The following is a 22,560-nucleotide window of genomic DNA, read 5'->3' as shown; positions in this document are numbered from 1 at the left end:
GTGAGGATTGGCGGCGGCAGTGACAGCTGCGCTGACGGACGCGGGGCGGAAGCCACCTGCCCGGTCACCGGCTTCCGGGCCGCCGTACAGTGGCATGGGCCCGGATGACAGCTGGGCGAAGGTTCGAGGGAGGCTCTGCCGTGAGTGAGCTGCGGTTCGTCCGACTGGGGTTCGGCGAGAACGCCGTCGAGTACCAGGAGGCCTGGCAGAAGCAGCGCGAGGTCCACGCCGCCCGCTTCGCCGACGAGATCCCCGACACCTGCCTGCTCCTGGAGCACCCGCCGGTCTACACGGCCGGACGGCGCACGGCGGACAGTGAGCGCCCCCTGGACGGCACGCCCGTCATCGACGTGGACCGCGGCGGAAAGATCACCTGGCACGGCCCGGGTCAGCTGGTGGGCTATCCGATCCTGAAGCTGCCGCGCCCGGTGGACGTGGTCGCGCACGTACGCCGCCTGGAGGACGCCCTCATCCGCACCTGCGCGGAGTTCGGCGTCGAGACGAGCCGGGTGGAGGGCCGCAGCGGTGTGTGGGTGCTGGGCGACCTGGTCAGGGAGCGTCCGGCACTCGGCGGCCTGTCGCTGGACTTCGACCCGCGGCTGCAGGACGAGGAGTTCGACCCCCGCCTGAACGGGCCGGAGTACGCCCCCTCCAACGCCGGCCAGCGCCGCGAGGACCGCAAGCTCGCCGCGATCGGCATCCGGATCGCGAAGGGCGTGTCGATGCACGGCTTCGCCCTGAACGTGAACCCGGACAACACCTGGTTCGACCGGATCGTGCCGTGCGGCATCCGCGACGCGGGCGTGGCCTCGCTCGCGAACGAGCTGGGCCGTGACATCACGATCGAGGAGGTGCTCCCGGTCCTGGAGAGGCATATGCGCGACGTCCTGGAGAACGCGGAGCCGCAGCCCCGCGTGATCGAGAAGGCGTCCGCCTGACGGCCGTCGGCGGCCCTGGGGAATGCGTCCCTCTGGCCACGGGTTGGCCACACGTAAGGCCGCACTTTTAACGGGCGTACTCTGGTGTTCGCCGAAGAATCGAAGCTGTAGGGAGCCGGTCGTGTCCGCAGTCGCACCCGACGGACGCAAGATGCTGCGCCTGGAGGTCCGGAACAGCCAGACCCCCATCGAGCGCAAGCCCGAGTGGATCAAGACCCGGGCGAAGATGGGTCCCGAGTACAACCAGCTGCAGAAACTGGTCAAGAGCGAGGGTCTGCACACGGTCTGCCAGGAGGCTGGCTGTCCCAACATCTTCGAGTGCTGGGAGGACCGCGAGGCCACGTTCCTCATCGGCGGCGACCAGTGCACCCGCCGCTGCGACTTCTGCCAGATCGACACCGGCAAGCCGCAGGCCCTCGACCGTGACGAGCCGCGCCGCGTCGGCGAGTCCGTCGTCACGATGGACCTGAACTACGCCACCATCACCGGCGTCGCCCGCGACGACCTGGAGGACGGCGGCGCCTGGCTGTACGCCGAGACCGTGCGCCAGATCCACGCGCAGACCGCCGGCCGCGAGGCCGGCCGCACCAAGGTCGAGCTGCTGATCCCCGACTTCAACGCCGTGCCCGAGCAGCTGGCCGAGGTCTTCTCCTCCCGCCCCGAGGTGCTCGCGCACAACGTCGAGACGGTGCCGCGCATCTTCAAGCGCATCCGCCCCGGCTTCCGCTACGAGCGCTCGCTCGAGGTCATCACGCGCGCCCGCGAGGACGGCCTGGTCACCAAGTCGAACCTGATCCTCGGCATGGGCGAGACCCGTGAGGAGGTCAGCGAGGCCCTGCAGCACCTGCACGACGCGGGCTGCGAGCTGATCACGATCACCCAGTACCTGCGCCCCTCCGTGCGCCACCACCCGGTCGAGCGCTGGGTGAAGCCGCAGGAGTTCGTCGAGCTGAAGGAGGAGGCCGAGGAGATCGGCTTCTCCGGCGTCATGTCCGGTCCGCTGGTCCGTTCGTCCTACCGCGCCGGCCGCCTCTTCCAGCAGGCGATGGAGGCCCGGGGCACCGCGACGGCCACCGACTCCGCGCAGGCCGCCCAGGCCGTGTGAATTCAGGCACAAGCAACTACCGGCCAGTAATGGCCAGTTGGGCACGGCCCGCACCCTCCCCGCAGGTCGGGGACGTGGTGCGGGCCGCGTCCGCGTTCGCGACGGCTTCGCAGCGCGCCCATCGGTGTTTCATCGGCGTTTGACCACCCGGTCATGCCCTGGTAACACCGAACAGTGACGCTGAATGCACGCACAGCTCCCACTCATCGACTCCCGCCCCGAGGGGGACCTTCACGATGCCGACCTCCAGCATGCAGGCCGCGCCGGTACGTCCCGTGATCGCCACAGCCATCCCGTCCGTCACCGACGCCCTGCGCGCCATGGAGTCCCTGCTGCTCGGCGGCGGCCAGCGCACCGCCCGCCGCAACGCCTGGGCCGCGGTGCTGGAGGACCGGCGCCGGGCCAAGGACCGCGTCGAGGCCGAGCACGTTCTGGAGGCCGTGGCTGACCGCACTTCTTAGGCCACGTAAACTTCAGGTATGGCGAGGAAGGCAAACTCAGACAGCGCTGACGCTGCTGCGAACCCCGGGCGACTGAAGCAGATCGCCCTGACGTACAAGATGACCCGTAAGGCCGACCCCAAGGTCGGTCTTGTCGTCGCGGCTGTGGGAATCGTCACCTTCGGTGTCTTCCTCGCGATCGGTTTCTTGATCGACCACCCCATCTACCTGGGCATCCTGGGCTTCCTGCTGGCCTTCCTGGCGATGGCGATCGTCTTCGGACGCCGCGCCGAGCGGGCGGCCTTCGGGCAGATGGAGGGCCAGCCGGGCGCCGCCGCGGCGGTCCTGCAGAACGTGGGGCGCGGCTGGACCACGACACCCGCGGTGGCGATGAACCGCAACCAGGACGTGGTGCACCGCGCGGTCGGCAAGGCCGGCATCGTGCTGGTCGCCGAGGGCAACCCGAACCGGGTCAAGACACTGATCGCGGCCGAGAAGAAGAAGATGAACCGGATCGTCGTGGACGTCCCCGTGCACGACATCCTGGTCGGCAACGGCGAGGGCCAGGTGCCGCTGAAGAAGGTGCGCACCACGATGCTCAAGCTGCCCCGCGTCCTCAGCGGCCCGCAGGTCACCTCGACCAACGACCGGCTGCGCGCGATGGGCGACCTGATGAGCAACATGCCGCTGCCCAAGGGTCCGATGCCCAAGGGCATGCGGATGCCGCGCGGCGGAAAGATGCGCTGACGCATCCAGGACACGCGAGAGGCGGCCGGGACATCGTCCCGGCCGCCTCTCGCGTTCTCCGCTGTCTCCCGCGGCTCTCTCGTTCTCCGCTGTCCTGCGCGGCTCAGATCCTGACCTGGACCGCGCGGGCGAGACGGTCGTGCAGGCCGCGGCCGTCGCGGTCCCAGACGAGCGCCGGCACGGCGAGGCACAGCAGGACGCTGCGGACGACGACCCGGCCGAAGCCGAGACGGCCGCCGTTCTCGGAGACGACGCGCAGTCCGAGGAGCCGCTTGCCGGGGGTGCACCCGACGGTGCCGACGGTGAGCACGCTCATCACGAGGAAGACGATCAGGGCGCGGTTGGACGTCGCCTGCTGGTTACTGCCTGCGAACAGTCCGTATGCGATCAGGAAACACAGTCCCCAGTCGAGGAACAGCGCTCCGAAGCGACGCCCGAGCGGTGCCACGGAGCCCGGCCCCGTCTCCGGCAGACCGAGCCGCTGGCCGCGGTACCCGAAGTCGACACCCATGTCCTCGGCCGCCGCGCGGGGCCCGGAAAGCCACGATCCGATTGCTTGCCTGTTGTCCACCCGACCACGGTACTGCGCCCGCTTTGGATCACTTCGGGCCGGGCCCCCGAGCCGGCCACGGGCGCCCTCGGCACCCGTGCCGGTTAACTTCGTCGAAACAAATGGGTCATGCTTGAGAAATCCGGTCTGCCTATGGTCGTGTCCAGCGTGTGCCACCGCACTGGCCGCACGGACGAGCTGCAACCCCGCCCCTCCCGGGTGGGAGTAGGAGGAGTTGGATGTTCCAGAACGCCGACGAGGCCAAGAAGTACATCGCTGACAACGACGTAAAGATGGTTGACGTCCGGTTCTGCGACCTTCCTGGCGTCATGCAGCACTTCACGATCCCGGCGACGGCCTTCGACCCCTCGGACGAGCTGGCGTTCGACGGCTCGTCGATCCGCGGCTTCCAGGCGATCCACGAGTCCGACATGGCGCTGCGCGCCGACCTGTCGACCGCCCGTCTGGACCCGTTCCGCCGTGACAAGACGCTGAACATCAACTTCTTCATCCACGACCCGATCACGGGCGAGCAGTACAGCCGCGACCCGCGGAACATCGCCAAGAAGGCCGAGGCCTACCTCGCCTCCACCGGCATCGCGGACACGGCGTACTTCGGCCCCGAGGCCGAGTTCTACGTCTTCGACTCGGTGCGCTTCAACACCGCCGCGAACGAGGGCTTCTACCACATCGACTCCGAGGCGGGCGCCTGGAACACGGGCGCGGTCGAGGACAACCGCGGCTACAAGGTCCGCTACAAGGGCGGCTACTTCCCGGCCCCGCCCGTCGACCACTTCGCCGACCTTCGTGCGGAGATCTCCCTGGAGCTGGAGAACGTCGGCCTGCAGGTCGAGCGCCAGCACCACGAGGTCGGCACCGCCGGCCAGGCGGAGATCAACTACAAGTTCAACACGCTGCTCGCCGCGGCCGACGACCTGATGCTCTTCAAGTACATCGTGAAGAACGTCGCCTGGCGCAACGGCAAGACCGCGACCTTCATGCCGAAGCCGATCTTCGGCGACAACGGCTCGGGCATGCACGTCCACCAGTCGCTGTGGCAGGGCGGCTCCCCGCTCTTCTACGACGAGGCCGGTTACGCGGGCCTGTCGGACACCGCCCGCTACTACATCGGCGGCATCCTCAAGCACGCCCCGTCGCTGCTGGCCTTCACCAACCCGACGGTGAACTCCTACCACCGCCTCGTCCCCGGCTTCGAGGCCCCGGTCAACCTGGTGTACTCGCAGCGCAACCGCTCGGCGGCGATGCGTATCCCGATCACCGGCTCGAACCCGAAGGCCAAGCGCGTCGAGTTCCGCGCCCCGGACCCGTCGTCGAACCCGTACCTCGCCTTCTCCGCGCTCCTCCTCGCGGGCCTGGACGGCGTGAAGAACAAGATCGAGCCGGCCGAGCCGATCGACAAGGACCTCTACGAGCTCGCCCCCGACGAGCACGCGAACGTCCCCCAGGTCCCGACCTCCCTCCCGGCGGTCCTCGACGCCCTGGAGCAGGACAACGAGTACCTGCAGGCGGGCGGCGTGTTCACGTCGGACCTGATCGAGACGTGGATCGACTACAAGCGCACGAACGAGATCGCCCCGATCCAGCTGCGGCCGCACCCGCACGAGTTCGAGCTCTACTTCGACATCTAAGATCGCCGCAGGTCGGAGCGGTTTCCGCTCGCCTGGGCCGTCTGTGGGCCGTCGGCCGTGCCCTTCCCTCACCGGAAGGCACGGCCGACGGCCTTTCCCGTACCCGGCCCGGCTCCGCCGCGGCGGCGCTCCCCGGTCGCGGGCCGCCCGGCGCGGGGCGAATCTGGGGACATGAGCGAGCCGAGCAACCACCCGCGGTGGCACGCGGCCGTGCCGCCGCAGCCCCCGGTCAGCAAGCGCCGGAAGTGGCCCTGGGTCGTACTCGTCGTCCTGGTGCTGGTCGTCGGAGGGTGTCTGGCCGCTGTCGGTCTCGTCGTGAGCGAGGTGTCCGACGAGGACGCGGTGGACAGGACTGCCACGGTGACCTATGAGGTCACGGGCGACGCCCGTGATGTCACGGTCTCCTTCTCCGTCCAGGGCACGGGGGACCTGCGCACCGAGCAGGAGCTGGAGCAGGTGACGGACCTGCCCTGGCGCAGGGAGATCAAGACGTCCGGGCAGGAGATGAGCAGCACGCTCGTCGTCACGGTCGGCGCGGACGGCGGCAAGGCCACCTGCCGGGTGCGGGTCGACGACAGGCCGGTGCGGACCGCCACCGCCTCCGGGCCCGGCGACACCGCCACCTGCAAGGCACCCTGAGACACCCGCGTGCGCCGTGGCCCCTCTACGATCCATGTCCATGGGGATCACTGTGCAGAAGCTGACGTACTACCCGGTCAAGGGCTGCGCCGGGACCGATGTGATGTCCGTCGTGGCCGGGGACACGGGGCTCGAGCACGACCGGACGTTCATGGTGGTCGACGCCGTCGACGGGTCGTTCCGCAGTCAGCGGGCACACCCGGCCCTGGCCGCCGTACGGCCACGGGTCGGCGAGGGCGGGCGCACGGTGACGCTGCGGGCGGGCGGGGTCGAGGATCTCGTGGTCGACGTGGACCCCGAGGGTGCGCCGCGGCCGGTGAGCCTGTTCGACAAGCCGGTCGGGCACGCGATCGACCAGGGCGACGCCGTCGCCGAGTGGCTCTCCGAGGTGCTCGGCGTCAAGTCCCGGCTGGTACGGGTGCGCGACGCGTTCGACCGGGACGGGTGGGGGGAGACGCCCGGCAAGGTCGCCTTCGCCGACGCGCATGCCGTGGCCGTCGTCTCGCAGGCCTCGCTCGACGGGCTCAACGCACGGATCGAGGCCGCGGGCGGGACCCCGGTGCCCATGAACCGCTTCCGGGCCAACATCGTCCTCGACGGCTGCGCCGCGCCGCACGACGAGGACCTGATGCGGCGGCTGGAGATCGGAACCGCCCGGCTCGCCCATTCCGTACGGGCGATGCGCTGTTCCGTGCCGCTGGTCGACCAGGTCACCGGGCGGCGGAAGGGGCCCGAGCCGGTGCGCACCCTCGCGACGTACCGGCGGGAGCCCGCGTACGACAACAAGGTCAGCTTCGGTGCGAAGGTGGCGGTGCTGCGCGGCGGCACGCTGTCCGTCGGGGACACCGTGCGCGCCGAGTGGTACGAGAACGGGGCGCCCGATCCCAGGCGCCCCGTCTCCTGAACCCGTCGGATCAGCGGCCGTAGCGGATCAGGGCCCGGACCATCCGGCACGTCGTGTCGGAGGGGACGTGCACGCCGATGCGCTCGGCCGTGGCCCGTATGCGGCGGTTGTCGGCGGTCGCCGGGTGGTAGACGCCGGAGTCGAGCAGGGCGATCGTGAGGCGCATCGCCTTCAGGCGGCGGTTGTGCGACACGTACCACTCGCGCGGCTGTCCGGCCGGGAGCGGCTTCTTCTGATGGGGGATCAGGGGCTTCGTCGTGAGTGTGGCAACGGCCATCGGCAACCTCCTGGCGCGGTGGCGGGACCATCCCGAACTGCTGTTCATTCTACCGGCGGCCACTGACAATCGCCGCTGGCCAGAAGGCGTTTGAGGCAGCGCGAGCGGTACGGTGTGCGGCATGGAGATCTGGATCAACCCCGCCTGTTCCAAGTGCCGCAGCGCCCTCACGCTGCTCGACGCCGAGGGCGCCGACTACACCGTGCGGCGCTATCTGGAGGACGTGCCGACCGAGGACGAGATCCGGGAGGTGCTGGGCCGGCTCGGCCTCGAACCGTGGGACATCACGCGTACGCAGGAGGCCGCGGCGAAGGAGCTGGGGCTCAAGGAGTGGGCGCGGGACGAGAGTTCACGGGACCGCTGGATCGCGGCCCTCGCGCAGCACCCGAAGCTCATCCAGCGGCCGATCATCACGGCGGAGGACGGCACGGCGGTGGTGGGGCGTACGGAGGAGGCGGTGCGGGACGCGATCGGTCGGGGCTGACGCCCCGGTGCGCCGCGGCGCGCGGCCGGGTCCGCGCGCCTGCCGGTGGCGGTGGCGGTGGCGGTGGCGGTGGCGGTGGAGCCTGTCGCCGGCGCTGCGGATCGGCTGGATGGCGCTGCCGGAGGCGCTGGTCGACGACGTCGTGGCCGCCAAGGGCGAGCGCGAGCCGTACGCGAGCGCCGCCGAGCAGCTCACGCTCGCGGACCTCGTCGCCTCGGGGGCGTACGACCGGCATGTGCGCCGGATGCGGCAGCGGCACCGGAGCCGGCGCGACCGGCTGGTGGCGGTGCTGGCCGAGCGCGCGCCGCACGTGCGGGTGTCGGGCATCTCGGCCGGCCTGCACGCCGTGCTGGACCTGCCCCGGGGGAGCGAGCGGACCGTGGTCGAGGCAGCCGCGTGGCAGGGGCTCGCGGTCGAGGGGCTGGCCGACTACCGGCATCCGCACGACACGGGGGCCGGGCGCGACGGCCTGGTGGTGGGGTACGCGACGCCGCCGGAGCACGTGTACGAGGAAGCACTGGACGCGCTGTGCCGCGCGCTGCCGCCGGGGTGAGCGGCGGCGAAGCGCCAACTGCGGCTTCCTTAAAGAAAGTTAAGGAAGAGGCGGCCGTGACCGGTGAGCAGAGGCCGACGGCTACTCGTACGTAAGGGCACAAGGAAACCAACCGGCCGCCCCCGCGGCCGGGGACAGGAGCCCTTTCGTGTCACGCAAGAAGACCCTCAGCGGCAAGAAGAAGATCGCCCTCCTGGCCGGCGCCGCGGCGCTGGTCGGCGGCACCGCGATTGTCATGACCGGCACAAGCCAGGCGTCCGTCGCCTGCGACGGCCTCGCCCAGGCGATCAACAACAACGAGACCTTCATCGCCGGTCAACGAGCCAATCCGGACGCACAGTCGGCGGCGCGCATCGCCAACCGGGAGGCGGTGATCGCGCAGATCAGGGTCCAGCAGGAGGCGGCGGGCTGCGACGCCGGGGCGGGCGGCGGCGACCAGGCGGCGCCCCCGGCCGAGGCGGCACCCCCGGCCGAGGCGCCGCCCGCCGAAGAGGCGCCACCCGCCGAGGAAGCGCCGCCCGCGAACGACGGCGGCCAGGAAGCCGGCGGCGGGAACGCTGGCGGCGCCGCGGGCGAGGTCGTCTGCGCCGGCTCGACCGTGACGCTCTCCGGCGAGGGCGGCGCACCGGCCGCCTCCAGCAACCAGTTCCCCGTCGGCACCCAGCTGAAGGTGACCAACCTGGACAACAACAAGTCCACGACCGTCGAGGTGACGTCGGTGTCCGGCAGCTGCGCGCTGCTGAACAACGCGGCCTTCGAGCAGGTGCGTGAGGCCGGCAAGTTCCTGATCCGCAACGCGCGGATCGAGCGCGTCGGCTGACGCCGCACGGCCGGGCCCGCAATCCCCCACTCCGGCGGGCCCGGCCGCTGCCGGCCCCCGGGACGGTGCCGTCCGCGCTCCCCCTCCCCGCTGTCCCCCGGCGGAGCGCCCGCCTCCGAGCCGCACACTCGGAGCGCACCGGACGGCACCGTCCCGTCTTTCCCACCCGGCCCGGCACCACCCGTCCCCGCGAGGCGCGGCCCCGCACCGCCGGGCCGCGCCCACGCACGCGCGTCAGCGCGTCGCCGTGTCAGCGCCCCGCCCCGGACGCCTTCCGCTCGCCTCCGCGAGGATCTCCGTGATCCGCAGCCCGAACCGCACGTCGCACGGGTGGGGCCGCCCCGTCCGTACCACGCCCATCAGTTCGTTGACCGCCGTGCGGAACGAGTCCACCGGACTGCCCCAGCCGTCCGGCAGTTCGGCCTTGCCCTGCTCCCCCAGCAGCACCAGGCTCACGCCCGCCGCGTTGAGCGGCGCGCCGAGCCCGAGCGTCACCGTGCTGGAGGCGCCCGAGGCGTGCCGGAGCACCATGTGGGTCGTGTCCGAAGGGCCGCGGGCCGCCGTCAGCTCCACCACGTCCCCCAGCACCGGGAGCAGCGCGGAGAGCGCGTGGGGGCCGGCGTCCCACAGGCCGCCCTTCTCGCGCCGCCACGGGGACGCCGCGAACGGGCTCTCCGCTCCCGGCGAGAACAGCGCGCCGAGCCACTGCGCATGGGCCGTGAACCAGCCGCCGACCGCCGCCTGATCCGCGATCCACCGCGCGGTGTCGGTGGCGAAGCGCAGCGTGAAGAACACGACGGACGCGACCTTCGCCTCCTCCACGGCGTTCACGACGTCCCGGGCGGCGGCGACCGTCGTCGCCACCGGCTTGTCCAGCAGCAGATGACAGCCGGCGGCTGCCGCCTGGGCCGCGAGCGGCGCCTGCACGTCCGGCGGCACGGCGAAGGCGATCGCGTCGTTGGAGGCGAACAGCGCGTCGATGCCGTCCTCACCGGTGAACGCCGTGGTGCCGTGGGCGTCCGCGAGCGCGGCGGCCGCCTCGGACCGCCGCCCCCACACCCCGCCGAGGACGACGTCCGGGTGGCCGGAGAGCGCGGGGGCCTGGGTCATCGCGGCCCAGGGGCCGGCGCCGAGAAGTCCGATACGCAGGTGCTTGGTCATGGAGACCAGTGTGCCCGCGCGACGGCTGCGCGACCCGGCCCCCGTGCGGCGCGTCCGCCCCATGAGAGGCGGGGCGTCCGGCCGGGAAAGAGCCCTGTATACGACGCGGGCGGCCGGCGACGACCGCGCCCCGCACCCGGCGCCGGTCGAGGACCTGTACGGGGAGCCGGTGCATCAGGACGCGCACGGCGACGCCGCCGTGCCCGAGCTTCACGGCCGCGCCCACGCGACAGCCCGCGGCCTGCGGACTCGCGGAGCCGCCGGCCACCGCGCGGGCGCGGGAGCGGCTGTGGCCGAGCAGCACGACACGCTGTTCGCGGGACGGCTGCCGGATCCCTCGTACGCCTTCGAGCGCGTCTGCCGCATGGACGGATCCACGCCGTGGCGGTTCCTGCCCCCCGTTCCGGCGCGGGGTGGCGGAGCAGCAGACATCGGCGAGGTGATCATGGACCACGAGGGGTGTGCCGCATATCTCAGGACGTTCCGTCTGCCGGAGGCGCGGATCGGCCGCGGGCGCCCGCTCCCGGCGCTTCACGACCACGACCGGCGCCTGGAAGGTGCCGCGAAAACCCTGGGTACGGCCCGTGAGGCGCTGGTCGGGCGCATCCGGGACCGCGGGGCTCCGGGTCGCTGCTGAACAGGCATGAGGGGGCCCGTCCCGCACGCGCGACACGCCGGGCATAACGGTGAAATGTTCCGCGTAACACGGGGTTCACAAACGGGCAACGGCCGGGAAATCGCGCGTTGACAAGCTGCGCGGCATACCGCTGCACCCGCAAAGGATGAGGTCCGTGAGCATCAAGGCTGAGTACATCTGGATCGACGGCACCGAGCCGACCGCCAAGCTTCGCTCGAAGACGAAGATCCTGGCCGCCGGTTCCTCCACGGCCCTCGCCGACCTGCCCATCTGGGGCTTCGACGGGTCCAGCACCAACCAGGCCGAGGGCCACGCGTCGGACCGCGTGCTGAAGCCGGTCTTCGTCTGCCCGGACCCGATCCGCGGCGGCGACAACATCCTCGTGCTGAACGAGGTCCTCAACATCGACATGACGCCGCACGAGTCCAACACCCGTGCCGCGCTCGTCGAGGTGGCGGAGAAGTTCACCGCGCAGGAGCCGATCTTCGGCATCGAGCAGGAGTACACCTTCTTCAAGGGCTCCCGTCCGCTCGGCTTCCCCGAGGGCGGCTTCCCCGCCGCGCAGGGCGGCTACTACTGCGGCGTGGGCTCGGACGAGATCTTCGGCCGTGACGTGGTCGAGGCGCACCTGGAGAACTGCCTCGCGGCGGGCCTCGGCATCTCCGGCATCAACGCCGAGGTCATGCCCGGCCAGTGGGAGTTCCAGGTCGGCCCGCTGGCGCCGCTGGAGGTCTCCGACCAGCTGTGGGTGGCCCGCTGGCTGCTCTACCGCACCGCCGAGGACTTCAACGTCGCCGCCACCCTCGACCCCAAGCCGGTCAAGGGCGACTGGAACGGCGCGGGCGCGCACACCAACTTCTCCACCAAGGCGATGCGCGAGGGCTACGACGCGATCATCACCGCGTGCGAGTCCCTCGGCGAGGGCTCCAAGCCGATGGACCACGTCAAGAACTACGGCGCCGGCATCGACGACCGCCTGACCGGTCTGCACGAGACCGCCCCGTGGAACGAGTACAGCTACGGCGTCTCCGACCGCGGTGCCTCGGTCCGCATCCCGTGGCAGGTCGAGAAGGACGGCAAGGGCTACATCGAGGACCGCCGTCCCAACGCCAACGTCGACCCGTACGTGGTGACCCGCCTGCTGGTGGACACCTGCTGCTCGGCCCTGGAGAAGGCCGGCCAGGTCTGAGCACCCGCGTGACCCGAGGGGCGTCCGCCGACCAGGCGGGCGCCCCTCTCGCGTGCGGTCGCGCGCATGGCGCGCATGCCTCCAGGAGCGCCGACTCCGCGCGCCGCCGTGCGGTCCGGGTGGGTACGGGGTCGCCGGTTGCGGTCCGTGGGGCCGAAACACCGCGCACGTAGGAAAGATCACGTACCGACGGGTGGACGAGGCCTGCTGCGGTCGTCGCGGGTCTGCTTCAATAGGCACATGGCCGACTACCGGAACGACGCGACGGGTCGCAGCGACCTCAAGCCGTTCTGGCCTTCCCGGCAGCACCACGACTTCGACCGGGTGTGTTGCCCGCGGTGAACGCGCGGGCCCTCTAAAGCCGTTCTTCCCGGCCTTCGGCCAGCGCGCACGACGTACGTCCGTCCTTGACGACGCATCGACGACTTCCTCCGCGCGAAAGAGCTGACCTCCCATGGCGAACAGCCGTTCCTTCTCGACCGTTTCCGTCGCTTCCGCCGTTTCCTCCCCCGTCCCCCAGGGCCGCGTCACGACCGACCGGGCAGCTCCTTCGGGCCGCCACCGGCTGCGTGCCGTCGACCGGGACGAGGTCGTGGACGTCGCCGACCTCCTGCCGCCGGGCGCCACGTGGCTGCCCGCCCCTCCGCACACCCTGCCCACGCTGCCCGGCCGGCCCCCGATGGTCGGCTACCTCGTCCTCGTACCGGCCGACGAGCAGCCACCCCTGGCGGCCGCCGCGCCGGAGCGGCCGGCCGTCGGGGGCCCGGTGGCGATCGACGCGGTCCGGCGCACCGCCAGCGTGGACGGTCGGGAACTCGACCTCACGTACCTGGAGTTCGAGCTGCTGGCCCATCTGGTGGCACATCCGCACCGGGTGCACACGCGCGACCAGCTGGTGACCACCGTGTGGGGCTACGGGCACGTCGGCGACGGCCGCACGGTGGACGTCCATGTCGCCCGGCTGCGACGCAAGCTCGGAGCCGACCACCGCCGCACGATCCAGACCGTGCGGCGGGTCGGCTACAAGTACGCGCCGTGAGGCGAGGGTCCGGTCCCGGTCAGGCCCGGGACCGGACCTTCGCCACCGCGCCGAGCGCGACGTCCACCGCGAGGAACACCAGCAGGCTGATGCCGAGCATCGGCACGAACCAGCCGACCAGCGCCGTCGCGGCGGCCATCGGCAGCAGCGCCGTGAGCGGCGCCTTGCGCCAGGCGCCGCGCGGCATCGGGCGGCCCACCGACAGGGGGCGTTCCTTCGTGGGCCTGCGCTGCCACCACATGCGGTAGCCCCACACGATCAGCAGGATCAGGGCGACCATCAGCGCGGCGAGCGCGAGCTGGTTGACCGGGCCGAACAGGACGCCCATGTGGCCGTCGATGCCGAACCGGGTCAGCTTGGCGAGCAACGGGTAGTCGGCGAAGCGGAGTTCGTCGATGATCCGGCCGTCCGCCGGGTCGACGGCGACCGAGTCGAGGTGGACCGGGTACTGGGTGTCGGTCTCCTTGACGACGTATCCGTCGCCGTCGGCCGGCAGGGTCACGGAGATCCTGCCGTCGATGCCGTAGCCGCGGGCCGCCGCCACGGCGTTGTCGATGCCGATGTCGGCGCCTTCGTGGCCGTCACCGCTTCCGCCGCTGTGGCCCTCGTGGCCTTCGTGGCCTCCGCCGCTGCCGCCGCCCGGTGCGAGTGCGGCCGTGACGACGGGGGTGGACCCGCCGAGCCGGGCCTGCACCGCGTCGATGTTCTCGCCCGCGTAGCGGGACCAGGTCAGCCCCGTGGCCGACAGCATGACGAGCCCGGTGACGGCCCACAGGCCGAGGGAGCCGTGCCGGGACAGGGTCCTGCGGCGGCCCTTCGCGCCGCGTTCGGGCAGGACCAGATCGCGCTTGGTACGGCGTCGGCGTCCGAACCACAGCACCAGCCCGCCCAGCGCGACGACCCACAGCCAGCTGGCGGCCAGCTCGCTGTAGTGCCGGCCGAGTTCGCCCAGGTGCAGATCGGCGTGGAACTCGGAGAGCCAGGCCCGCAGCGGGAGCGCGCCGGAACTGCCGTACGAGGGGAGTTCACCGCGTACGTCCGCGGTGTAGGGGTCGACGAAGACGGCGAGGGACTTGCCCTCCGCCACGTCGGGGGAGGACATCAGGACACGGGTGGTCGCGCCGTCCTCGTACGAGGGCCACACCGCGGTCACCGTGCCCTCGGGGTGGGCGGCGCGGGCGGCGTCGACCTGGGCCGAGAGCGGGACGGAACGCTCGCCGACGGGGACGCGCAGTTCGTGGCGGTAGACGACCTTCTCCGCCTGGAAGGACAGCGAGTACAGCAGGCCGCTCACCGCGGCGACGAGGAGGAGCGGGGCTGTCAGCAGCCCGGCGTAGAAGTGGAGACGGAGCAGGAGGGGGCGCAGCGCGCCGCGCGCTTCGGGAGCGGTGCTCGCGCCGGATGATGTGGTGCCCTTGCTGGGGGCGTCGATGGACATGAGGGTCCCAAGGGGTCGGTGTGACATGGGGAATCGGCCCCAGGTCAGACAGCGGCTCCAGGGGCCGTGGCACGGGGAACGGGGTACGCGGGCGGGCCGCGGCGGACCACGGTGTGCGCGAGGACGACGCCGTGGCGGCTCTCGTCGGCCGCGTCGTCGGCGGGCTTGGGCGCGGCGTCCGGCTCGGGCAGCCGTACGGCGCCCAGCAGCAGTCGCAGCGGTGTGAACGCGAAGGACAGTGCGGCGTGCGCGAGCCGGAAGAACGCCGCCTCACCGTGGGCCAGCCACAGGGCGCAGCAGGCGGCGGCGAGGAGGTGGACGGCGAGCATGCCGGTGCCGAGGCTCTCGGCGGCGGTCTGCGCGGTGTCGTAGTGCTCGTGCTGCCCGTGGTGGTGGGGTGCCGTGGGTGCCTCGCCGGAGAACAGCAGGTGCAGTCCGCCCTGCACGGCGAGCAGTCCGGCCCCGATCGAGCGCGCGCTCCGGCGGCGGCCGGCCGCGAACCAGCCGGCGGCGGCGGTCACGCCGAGCGCGGCGAGCAGTCCTGAAGCGGGGATGTCGTGCGCAGACAGGGACGAATGCCCTATCGCTGCCAACGTGACGGCCACCGCCGCGAAAAGCGCGGCCCGCAAGGCGCGCATCGGCGACCGGGCATCCGTCATCGTCGGCACATGCTGCCATCCCCGCGCCCGGACCGGGAGAGTGACCGCCGGTACAGACCCTTCCCGCCGGGTTCTCCTGGCAGCGGAATCGCTGAGGACGGCGACCGGCGCCGGGCACAGTCGTGACCATGAGACTTCTGGTGCTGGGCGGGACGGAATTCGTGGGGCGCGCGGTCGTGGAAGGGGCGCTCGCACGCGGATGGCAGGTCACGGTGTTCCACCGCGGGAGGCACCCGGCGCCGGACGGGGTGTCCGACCTGATCGGCGACCGGCTGGCCCCCGGCGGCCTCGCCGCGCTGCACGACGGCGAGTGGGACGCGGTGGTCGACACCTGGTCGGCCGCGCCGTCGGCCGTGTGGGACACGGCCCGGCTGCTGGCGGGCCGGGTGGGTCGCTTTGTCTACGTGTCGAGCTGCTCGGTGTACGCGTGGCCGCCGGCGGCCGGGTACGACGAGAGCGCGCCGCTGGTCGACGGTTCGCCGGACGCGGGCGACGTGCCGTACGCACAGGCCAAGCGGGGCGGTGAACTGGCCGTCCTCGACGCCTTCGGCGCCTCCCGCTCGCTGCTGGTGCGCTCGGGCCTGATCCTCGGTCCGTGGGAGAACGTGGGCCGTCTGCCGTGGTGGCTGGAGCGGATCGCGCGCGGCGGTGACGTCGTCGCGCCGGGACCGCGGGACACACCGCTGCAGTACATCGATGTCCGCGACCTGGCCGAGTGGACGCTGGACGCGGCGGAGGCGGGCCTGGAGGGCCCGTACAACCTGGTGAGCGAGCCGGGCCACACGACGATGGGCGAGCTGCTGGAGGAGTGTGCGGCGGCGACCGGGTCGTCGGCACGGCTGCGGTGGACGCCCGCGGACGTGGTGCTGTCGGCGGGCGCCGAGCCGTGGTCCCAGCTCCCCGTCTGGGTCCCGGCGGCCGAACGCCCGGACATGCACGGGGCGTTGCACGGGGCCGGGGTGTCCCGGGCGCTGGCGGCCGGACTGCGGTGCCGGCCGGTGCGGGAGACGGTGCGCGACACGTGGTCGTGGCTGCTGTCGCTCGGCGGGCCGGCGCCGCTGCGGCCGGACCGGCCGCGGGTGGGCCTGCCGCCCGAGCTGGAGGCGGCGCTGCTGGCGGGGCGGCCGGGGGCGTAGCCGGGTCCCGCCGGCCGGTCAGCCCTGGTACTCGGTCAGGTCGATGGCGTAGACCCGCAGCGGATACCCGTACACCGGGTGGACCGTCTCGCGCTCCGGCGACATGCCCAGCTTGCGCATCACGTTCTCGGAGGCGGTGTTGCCGACGCGGCAGATGCTGACGACCCGGTCGAGGCCCCGGTCCTGGAGGGCGAACTCCAGGACGGCCTGAGCGGCCTCGGAGGCGTAGCCCTGACCCCAGAAGGGACGGCCGAGGCGCCAGCCGATCTCGACGGCCGGAAGCACCTCGGGCAGGAAGTCCGGTACGGACAGGCCGGCGAATCCGGCCAGTTCGCCCGAGGCCAGGAGCTCGACGGCGAACAGCCCGAACCCCTCCTCGTCCCACTCCTCCTCACAGCGCTCGATGCCCTCCGCCGTCTGCTCGAGGTCGCGGACCGAGCCGTCGTCGATCCACCGCATCACCGCGGGGTCGGCGTTGATCTCGGCCATGGGCACGAGGTCGTCATCCGTCCAGCGGCGCAGGCGGAGGCGGGGCGTGAGGATCTCGGTCATCCGCCCATTGTGCCCGGTTTGACGCTGGAGGTTGCTACGAATCAATGGTGGCGGTGAACACCCCGTTCGCCACTCCCGTATGAGACGACGCGCTTCTCCCTCTGCCGGGACCCCCCTTAACCCACACACCCCCCGGCAACAAGCAGAGGAGTTCCATTGGGACGCACATCAAGAAAACGCTCGACGCTGGCCAATCGGGCGATCGCCGCCTCGGCCGCATTGATCCTGGGCGGGGGCGGGCTGGTAGCGGCCAATACGTATGCCTCCGCAGGCGAAGGCTGGTGGCCGGGCGGGCGGAACGACGGACAGCAGAGCAGTACCAAGGCCACGGCCGGTCAGCAGGTGTCCACCATCGACTGTCCCGACGTCGGCAACTCGCTCCAGGAGGTGCCCGACCAGCAGCGCTTGGCGGTCGACCGTGAACTGGCCACGCTGGACACCCAGATCACCACGGCGTACCAGCGGTTCGCCGACAACCGGGAACGGGTGCAGGCGGACCAGTCCTTCGCCGAGAACCAGATCCTGACGCCGTTGCGCAACGAACGCCTGGCGATCATCCAGCGGATCGTGGCGCTGATCGACCGCTCGGCCGAGCGCCCGCAGGGGCTGGAGCAGATGGCTCCGTGCACCCTGCGCGACGACGGCAACGACGACGGCGACGGTCAGAACAACGACGGGGACCAGAACGGAGACGACCAGAACGGAGGCGACCAGAACGACGGTCAGGACCAGAACGACGGCCAGAACGACGGCGACGGACAGAACGACGGGGACGGCGACGACGGCAACCAGGGCGGCGCCGGCCAGGCCGGCAACGGGCCCGAGGCGGGCGACTTCGTCGAGATCCAGAACGTCCAGCCGAACGTCCAGCAGCCACCCAACCAGAACGGTGCCTCCCAAGGCACGTTCACCACGGACTGCGGCGTGAACGCCAACGGCAAGTTCAACCCGGACAACGTCATCGTCGCCCCGGGCGTGAGCAATGGCGCCCACCATATGCACGACTACATCGGCAACCAGGCCAACGACGCCTTCGCCAGCGACGACGACCTGGCTGCCGGTGACACCACGTGCCAGAACCAGGGCGACAAGTCGACGTACTTCTGGCCGGTGCTGCGCCTGCAGAACGGGCAGCAGGAGAACGACGCCAATGCGGACGGCGGCGGCAACGACCAGAACGTCGGTGAGATCCAGACACCGTCACAGGTCACGAATACCTTTGTCGGCAGCCCGGTCAGCGAGGTGACGGCGATGCCGAGGTTCCTGCGCATCATCACCGGTGATGCGAAGGCCTTCGTCAACGGCGACGCCAATGCCAACGCCTCATGGAGCTGCACCGGCTTCGAGGACCGTCAGCTGAAGGACAAGTACCCGATCTGCCCCGAGGGCAGCCAGGTGGTGCGTACCTTCAAGTTCCAGAGCTGCTGGGACGGCCAGAACATCGACAGTGCCAACCACCGCACCCATGTGGCCTTCGCGGACGAGGACGGCAACTGCCCCAACGGCTTCCAGGCGATTCCGCAGCTGGTGCAGCGCATCGTCTACGACGTGCCGCCCCCGGTGTTCGACGGGGAGAACGCCTCGGTGTTCGCCGTCGACTCCTTCCCGGAGCAGCTGCACAAGCCGGTCACCGACCACGGTGACTTCATCAACGTCTTCGACGAGGACCTGATGGACGAGGTGGTGGACTGCATCAACGACGGGCGCCAGTGCCAGTGACCCGTTGAACGGACGAGGCCGGTTCCGCCTGGAGCACTCCAGGCGGAACCGGCCTCACCGTGTCTGCGGACGCTGACGTGCGCGGCCTTCCCGGGCCGGCCGGGATCTCCCGGCCGGCCCGCGGTACGGACCGATGGTCGTGGGGCCTCAGCCCCCGTGGCTCCCCTCGTGCTCCTTGTCGTCGCGGCCTTCGTGGTCTTCGTGGCCGCCCTCGTCGCCGCCTGTGCCGCCGGTGTGCGAGCCGTGGTCGGTGCCCGTCTCCACCGTGCCGCCGAGCCGGCCGCGCAGCGCCGTCACCACCTTCTCGTCGCCGACCGCGACCCACTTGCGCCCGACCAGATACGTGCCGCCGTAGTCGTTGGCCTCGTTGATCCATTCGCGCTGGCCGCGGTCGGTGGCGAAGGTCGCGAGGACGTACCGGCCGTCGGCCGTCGTGCAGTTGGCCTGTCGCAGCTCGGCCGCGTCCGTCTGGATGTTCGGTTCGCATTCGGCCTGGCGTGCGATCTCCTCCAGGCTGCCGGTCGCCGTCCGGGGCTCCTTCGCGTCCCCGCCGGCCCCGACACGCCCGTCGTCGTCGCCTCCCGATGAGCAGGCGGCGGCCAGAGCGAGGACCACAACCGCCAGTCCTGTCCGGGCCGCCCGCCGCGTACTGGTGTTCTTACTCGTCCGCATCCGGCCATGGTGCCTTCCCGCCCTCTCTTCGCGCGGCAAAACCGCGGGTAACGTGCGCTGCGCACGCACCTGTTGTCGCTGGAGCAACACGGAGGAGCGCTGATGAACGAGCTGTCGAGACGTACGCTGCTGGGCACGGCAGGGGCGGTCGGGGCAGGCGCGGTACTCGCCGCGCACGCCCCGGCCGTCGCGTCCGAGGGCCCCGCGGCGGTTCCCGCCACCCGTGCGGCGCAGCCCGAGGCGGCCGCCGACGCCGCGCTCGCGGCGCTGCGGCGGCTGCTGCCCGAGCACGCGGAGCAGTTCCGCCTGCGGGTGCTGGGCGGCACGGAGCGGTTCCGTGTCACCGGCTCGACGGGGCGCGTCGAGGTGGCCGGAACCAGTGCGGCCGTGCTGCTGACCGGCGTCCACTGGTACCTCAAGTACGTCTGCCGGGCGCACATCTCGTGGTCCGGCTCCCAGCTCGACCTGCCCCGCCGGCTGCCCGCCCCGCACGCGCCGCTGGAACGCGCCGCGACCGTCGCGCACCGGTTCGCGTACAACGACACCCACGACGGCTACACCGCCCCCTACGCCGACTGGCCGCGCTGGGAGCGGCTGTTGGACGTGCTGGCCCTGCACGGCTGCAACGAGGTGCTGGTGACGCCCGGCCAGGAGGCCGTCTACCACCGGCTGCTGCTGGACTTCGGCTACTCGGACACCGAGGCGCGCACCTGGCTGCCCGCGCCCTCGCACCAGCCGTGGTGGCTGCTGCAGAACATGAGCGAGTACGGCGGCCCGATGTCCACCGCCCTCATCGAGCGCCGCACCGACCTGGGCCGCAGGATCGCCGACCGGATGCGGGAGCTGGGCATGCGCCCGGTGCTGCCCGGATATTTCGGCACCGTCCCGGACGACTTCCCGGCCCGCAATCCGGACAGCGACGCGCGCGTGATCCCGCAGGGCACCTGGAACGGCCTGCGCCGCCCCGACTGGCTCGACCCGCGCACGCGGGCCTTCGCCGACGTCGCCGCGGCCTTCTACCGGCACCAGGCGGAACTGTTCGGCGAGGTCTCCTGCTTCAAGATGGACCTGCTGCACGAGGGCGGCACGGCGGGCGACGTACCGGTCCCGGACGCCGCCCGCGCCGTGGAGACGGCGCTGCACACGGCCCGGCCCGACGCGACGTGGGTGATCCTCGGCTGGCAGGCCAATCCGCGCCCGGCGCTGCTGGACGCCATCGACACCGACAGGGTGCTCATCGTCGACGGCCTGTCCGACCTGGACACGGTCACCGACCGGGAGGCCGAGTGGGGCGGCGCGCCGTACGCCTTCGGCACCATCCCCAACTTCGGCGGCAGGACGACGATCGGCGCGAACACGGACCGGTGGACGCAGAAGTTCACCGCCTGGCGCGACAAGCCGGGCAGCGCGCTGGTCGGCACCGCGTACATGCCGGAGGCCGCGGAGCGGGACCCGGCGGCGCTGGAGCTGTTCAGCGAACTGGCCTGGCGCGAGGAGAAGATCGACCGGGACGCGTGGTTCGCCGAGTACGCGCACATCCGCTACGGCGGTGACGACCGCTCGGCGAGGTCCGCGTTCGCCGCACTGGCAGCGACCGCGTACAAGCTCACGAGCACCGACGGCCGGCCGTACGACTCGCTGTTCAGCCGCCGCCCGAGTCTCACCTCCTCGATCGGGACGGCCTTCGACCCGGCGGGCTTCGACCGGGCCTTCGCCGCGCTGCTGGACGTGCGGCCGCCGCTGCGGGAATCGGACGCGTACCGCCACGACCTGACCGACCTGGCGCGGCAGGCGCTGGCCAACCGCTCGCGCACGCTCCAGCTGCCGCTGCGCGCCGCGTACCTGGACAAGGACGTCGACACCTTCCGCGCGATCGCCGCGCTGTGGGTGAAGCTGATGCGACTGAGCGACACGATGGCGGGCTGCCATCGCGCGTTCCTGCTGGGGCCGTGGCTGGAGGACGCCAAGCGGCTGGCCACAAGCCCCGAGGAGGCGGTGGAGCTGGAGCGCACGGCCCGTGCGCTGATCACCACCTGGGCGGACCGGGCGGCCGCCGGCCAGCTCAGCAACTACGCCAACCGGGACTGGCAGGGGCTGATGGCCGACGTCCATGTGCCCCAGTGGGAGGCGTACCTGACCGAGCAGGCCGACGCGATGGCGGAGGGCAGGGCGCCGCGGTCGTTCGACTGGTACCCGGCCGAGGAGGCGTGGACGAAGGACCGGCGGGCGTACCCGGTGCGGCCGACGGGCGACGCGTACCGCACGGCCCGGCGGGTGTACGACACCCTGGCCGCCGCGCCGTACCAGGGGTTCGTCTCGGTGCGCGTGGAGCCGTCGGCGTTCAGCCCGGGCAGCACGGGCACGGTGACGGCCTCGTTCCGCAACCTCAACGGGCTGCGGGCGACGGGCCGGGTGGACCTGGAGCTCACCGGGCTCGACGCCGAGCCGCAGGGTGCCGCGTATCTGGAGAGCGTGGCGGCGGGCGGCAGCGGCGAGGTGGCCTGGCGCGTGACGGCGCCGGACGAACCGCTGACCGAGCCGCTGGTGCCGATGCCGTACGCGCTGACGACGCGGTACGGGCCCGCCGGCGAGGAGCGGGTGGCGGTCACCCAGCGCAGCAGTGTGCACCTGGCGGCGCCGCTGGACCCCGAGTGGCGCACGTTCACGTCCAACGCGGCCGTGTTCGGGCAGCTCGGTGACCGGCTGGCGATCAACGGTGCGGGCAACGACCTGTGGCGGGGCACGACGCAGTTCGGCACCGCGTACCGCGAGGGCGCGCTGGGCGAGGGGGGCAGTGTGCTGCTGCGGGTGGACGCGCAGGAGGTGACGGGCAGTTGGGCGCGGGCGGGCATCGTCGTGCGCAACGCGCTCGGGCAGCCGGGCGACGCGGGCTTCGTGAACCTGGCCGTGACGCCCGGGCAGGGTGTCGTGCTCTCGTACGACACGAACGGCGACGGCACGCTCGACACCTACCGGCGCATCACCGGCGTCAGGGCGCCGGTGCTGCTGCGGCTGACGAGGAACGCGGGGGCGTCGTTCACCGGTGCGTGTTCCACGGACGGCGGGACGATGTGGCGGACCGTCGCGACGGTGGCGGTGCCGGGCACGGCGGCGCGGCAGGACGCCGGGTTCTTCATGAGCGCGGTGAACGGCGGCAGCGGGGCGCGGGGGACGGTGCGGTTCAGCGCGTGGTCGCTGCGGGAAGGTGTCGCGCCCGCCGGCTGACGCCCGGGGCGCATACATTTCCGCTCC

The 22,560-nt window shown here is 71.8% G+C and carries 22 protein-coding genes and 1 pseudogene; 16 read left to right on the top strand and 7 right to left on the bottom strand.

The window, feature by feature from the left end:
- Window positions 1-140: 140 nt before the first annotated feature.
- The 4 genes from lipB to HW130_RS15555 all read left to right on the top strand — a co-directional run bounded on the left by lipB (window position 141) and on the right by HW130_RS15555 (window position 3,230).
- A complete protein-coding gene (gene lipB, locus HW130_RS15570) occupies window positions 141-938 on the top strand; it encodes a lipoyl(octanoyl) transferase LipB (protein ID WP_177150168.1) in 798 nt (265 codons plus the stop codon).
- 121 nt (window positions 939-1,059) lie between these two features.
- Window positions 1,060-2,043, top strand: coding sequence for a lipoyl synthase (gene lipA, locus HW130_RS15565; protein ID WP_177150167.1), 984 nt, complete (start codon window positions 1,060-1,062; stop codon window positions 2,041-2,043).
- Between the two features lie 251 nt (window positions 2,044-2,294).
- The gene (locus HW130_RS15560; RefSeq protein WP_177150181.1) at window positions 2,295-2,504 is read left to right on the top strand and encodes a hypothetical protein; all 210 of its coding nucleotides are present in this window, start codon (window positions 2,295-2,297) and stop codon (window positions 2,502-2,504) included.
- An 18-nt stretch (window positions 2,505-2,522) separates the two neighbouring features.
- Entirely contained in the window at window positions 2,523-3,230 is a 708-nt protein-coding gene (locus HW130_RS15555; protein ID WP_177150166.1) for a DUF4191 domain-containing protein, read from the top strand.
- A gap of 103 nt (window positions 3,231-3,333) precedes the next feature.
- Here the strand turns inward: HW130_RS15555 and HW130_RS15550 are convergent, their stop codons facing one another.
- Window positions 3,334-3,801 carry an RDD family protein gene (locus HW130_RS15550; RefSeq protein WP_177150165.1) on the bottom strand — a complete coding sequence of 156 codons (468 nt, stop codon included), beginning with the start codon at window positions 3,799-3,801 and terminating at the stop codon, window positions 3,334-3,336.
- Between the two features lie 218 nt (window positions 3,802-4,019).
- Between HW130_RS15550 and glnA the strand changes: the two genes are divergently transcribed.
- The 3 genes from glnA (at window position 4,020) to HW130_RS15535 (ending at window position 6,972) form a co-directional block, all read left to right on the top strand.
- A complete protein-coding gene (gene glnA, locus HW130_RS15545; RefSeq protein WP_177150164.1) occupies window positions 4,020-5,429 on the top strand; it encodes a type I glutamate--ammonia ligase in 1,410 nt (469 codons plus the stop codon).
- Between the two features lie 171 nt (window positions 5,430-5,600).
- Window positions 5,601-6,068, top strand: a complete 468-nt coding sequence (locus HW130_RS15540; RefSeq protein ID WP_177150163.1) for a hypothetical protein — start codon at window positions 5,601-5,603, stop codon at window positions 6,066-6,068.
- A gap of 40 nt (window positions 6,069-6,108) precedes the next feature.
- Entirely contained in the window at window positions 6,109-6,972 is an 864-nt protein-coding gene (locus HW130_RS15535; RefSeq protein ID WP_177150162.1) for an MOSC domain-containing protein, read from the top strand.
- A gap of 10 nt (window positions 6,973-6,982) precedes the next feature.
- Here the strand turns inward: HW130_RS15535 and HW130_RS15530 are convergent, their stop codons facing one another.
- Entirely contained in the window at window positions 6,983-7,249 is a 267-nt protein-coding gene (locus HW130_RS15530; RefSeq protein WP_177150161.1) for a hypothetical protein, read from the bottom strand.
- 121 nt (window positions 7,250-7,370) lie between these two features.
- On the opposite strand from HW130_RS15530, the gene HW130_RS15525 reads away from it, so the two are divergent.
- The 3 genes and pseudogenes from HW130_RS15525 (at window position 7,371) to HW130_RS15515 (ending at window position 9,106) form a co-directional block, all read left to right on the top strand.
- Window positions 7,371-7,733 (top strand): arsenate reductase family protein, encoded by a 363-nt coding sequence (locus HW130_RS15525; RefSeq protein WP_177150160.1) that lies wholly within the window; start codon window positions 7,371-7,373, stop codon window positions 7,731-7,733.
- Between the two features lie 79 nt (window positions 7,734-7,812).
- Window positions 7,813-8,286, top strand: a pseudogene (locus HW130_RS15520) (aminotransferase class I/II-fold pyridoxal phosphate-dependent enzyme); the annotation flags it as partial.
- Window positions 8,287-8,434: 148 nt separating this feature from the next.
- Entirely contained in the window at window positions 8,435-9,106 is a 672-nt protein-coding gene (locus HW130_RS15515; RefSeq protein ID WP_177150158.1) for a hypothetical protein, read from the top strand.
- A gap of 234 nt (window positions 9,107-9,340) precedes the next feature.
- Here HW130_RS15515 and HW130_RS15510 read toward each other — a convergent pair whose 3' ends face one another.
- Window positions 9,341-10,267 carry a Gfo/Idh/MocA family protein gene (locus HW130_RS15510; RefSeq protein WP_177150157.1) on the bottom strand — a complete coding sequence of 309 codons (927 nt, stop codon included), beginning with the start codon at window positions 10,265-10,267 and terminating at the stop codon, window positions 9,341-9,343.
- On the opposite strand from HW130_RS15510, the gene HW130_RS15505 reads away from it, so the two are divergent.
- The 3 genes from HW130_RS15505 (at window position 10,266) to HW130_RS15495 (ending at window position 13,132) form a co-directional block, all read left to right on the top strand.
- A complete protein-coding gene (locus HW130_RS15505; protein WP_177150156.1) occupies window positions 10,266-10,904 on the top strand; it encodes a hypothetical protein in 639 nt (212 codons plus the stop codon). The genes HW130_RS15510 and HW130_RS15505 overlap by 2 nt on opposite strands.
- A gap of 154 nt (window positions 10,905-11,058) precedes the next feature.
- Entirely contained in the window at window positions 11,059-12,093 is a 1,035-nt protein-coding gene (glnII, locus tag HW130_RS15500) for a glutamine synthetase (protein ID WP_177150155.1), read from the top strand.
- Between the two features lie 454 nt (window positions 12,094-12,547).
- Entirely contained in the window at window positions 12,548-13,132 is a 585-nt protein-coding gene (locus HW130_RS15495) for a winged helix-turn-helix domain-containing protein (protein WP_177150154.1), read from the top strand.
- A 19-nt stretch (window positions 13,133-13,151) separates the two neighbouring features.
- Here the strand turns inward: HW130_RS15495 and HW130_RS15490 are convergent, their stop codons facing one another.
- Both HW130_RS15490 and HW130_RS15485 read right to left on the bottom strand, forming a co-directional pair.
- On the bottom strand, window positions 13,152-14,570 hold the full coding sequence (locus HW130_RS15490) for a PepSY domain-containing protein (protein ID WP_177150153.1): 1,419 nt from the start codon (window positions 14,568-14,570) through the stop codon (window positions 13,152-13,154).
- A gap of 44 nt (window positions 14,571-14,614) precedes the next feature.
- Window positions 14,615-15,229, bottom strand: coding sequence for a hypothetical protein (locus HW130_RS15485; protein ID WP_256356111.1), 615 nt, complete (start codon window positions 15,227-15,229; stop codon window positions 14,615-14,617).
- Between the two features lie 128 nt (window positions 15,230-15,357).
- Here HW130_RS15485 and HW130_RS15480 point away from each other — a divergent pair, with 128 nt between their 5' ends.
- Complete coding sequence (locus tag HW130_RS15480; protein ID WP_177150152.1) at window positions 15,358-16,365, top strand: NAD-dependent epimerase/dehydratase family protein; 1,008 nt, start codon at window positions 15,358-15,360, stop codon at window positions 16,363-16,365.
- Window positions 16,366-16,383: 18 nt separating this feature from the next.
- Here HW130_RS15480 and HW130_RS15475 read toward each other — a convergent pair whose 3' ends face one another.
- Window positions 16,384-16,917 carry a GNAT family N-acetyltransferase gene (locus tag HW130_RS15475; RefSeq protein ID WP_177150151.1) on the bottom strand — a complete coding sequence of 178 codons (534 nt, stop codon included), beginning with the start codon at window positions 16,915-16,917 and terminating at the stop codon, window positions 16,384-16,386.
- Window positions 16,918-17,073: 156 nt separating this feature from the next.
- Between HW130_RS15475 and HW130_RS15470 the strand changes: the two genes are divergently transcribed.
- Complete coding sequence (locus HW130_RS15470) at window positions 17,074-18,636, top strand: DUF1996 domain-containing protein (protein WP_177150150.1); 1,563 nt, start codon at window positions 17,074-17,076, stop codon at window positions 18,634-18,636.
- 147 nt (window positions 18,637-18,783) lie between these two features.
- Here the strand turns inward: HW130_RS15470 and HW130_RS15465 are convergent, their stop codons facing one another.
- On the bottom strand, window positions 18,784-19,308 hold the full coding sequence (locus HW130_RS15465; protein ID WP_177150149.1) for a hypothetical protein: 525 nt from the start codon (window positions 19,306-19,308) through the stop codon (window positions 18,784-18,786).
- A 102-nt stretch (window positions 19,309-19,410) separates the two neighbouring features.
- Between HW130_RS15465 and HW130_RS15460 the strand changes: the two genes are divergently transcribed.
- A complete protein-coding gene (locus HW130_RS15460) occupies window positions 19,411-22,533 on the top strand; it encodes an alpha-N-acetylglucosaminidase (RefSeq protein WP_177150148.1) in 3,123 nt (1,040 codons plus the stop codon).
- Window positions 22,534-22,560 lie beyond the last annotated feature (27 nt).

The sequence above is a fragment of the Streptomyces sp. PKU-EA00015 genome (genome assembly GCF_013387495.1).
In the GTDB taxonomy this organism is placed as follows: Bacteria; Actinomycetota; Actinomycetes; order Streptomycetales; family Streptomycetaceae; genus Streptomyces.
Note: the sequence above shows the minus strand (reverse complement) of the source record. Positions and strands in the feature narration are given on the sequence as shown.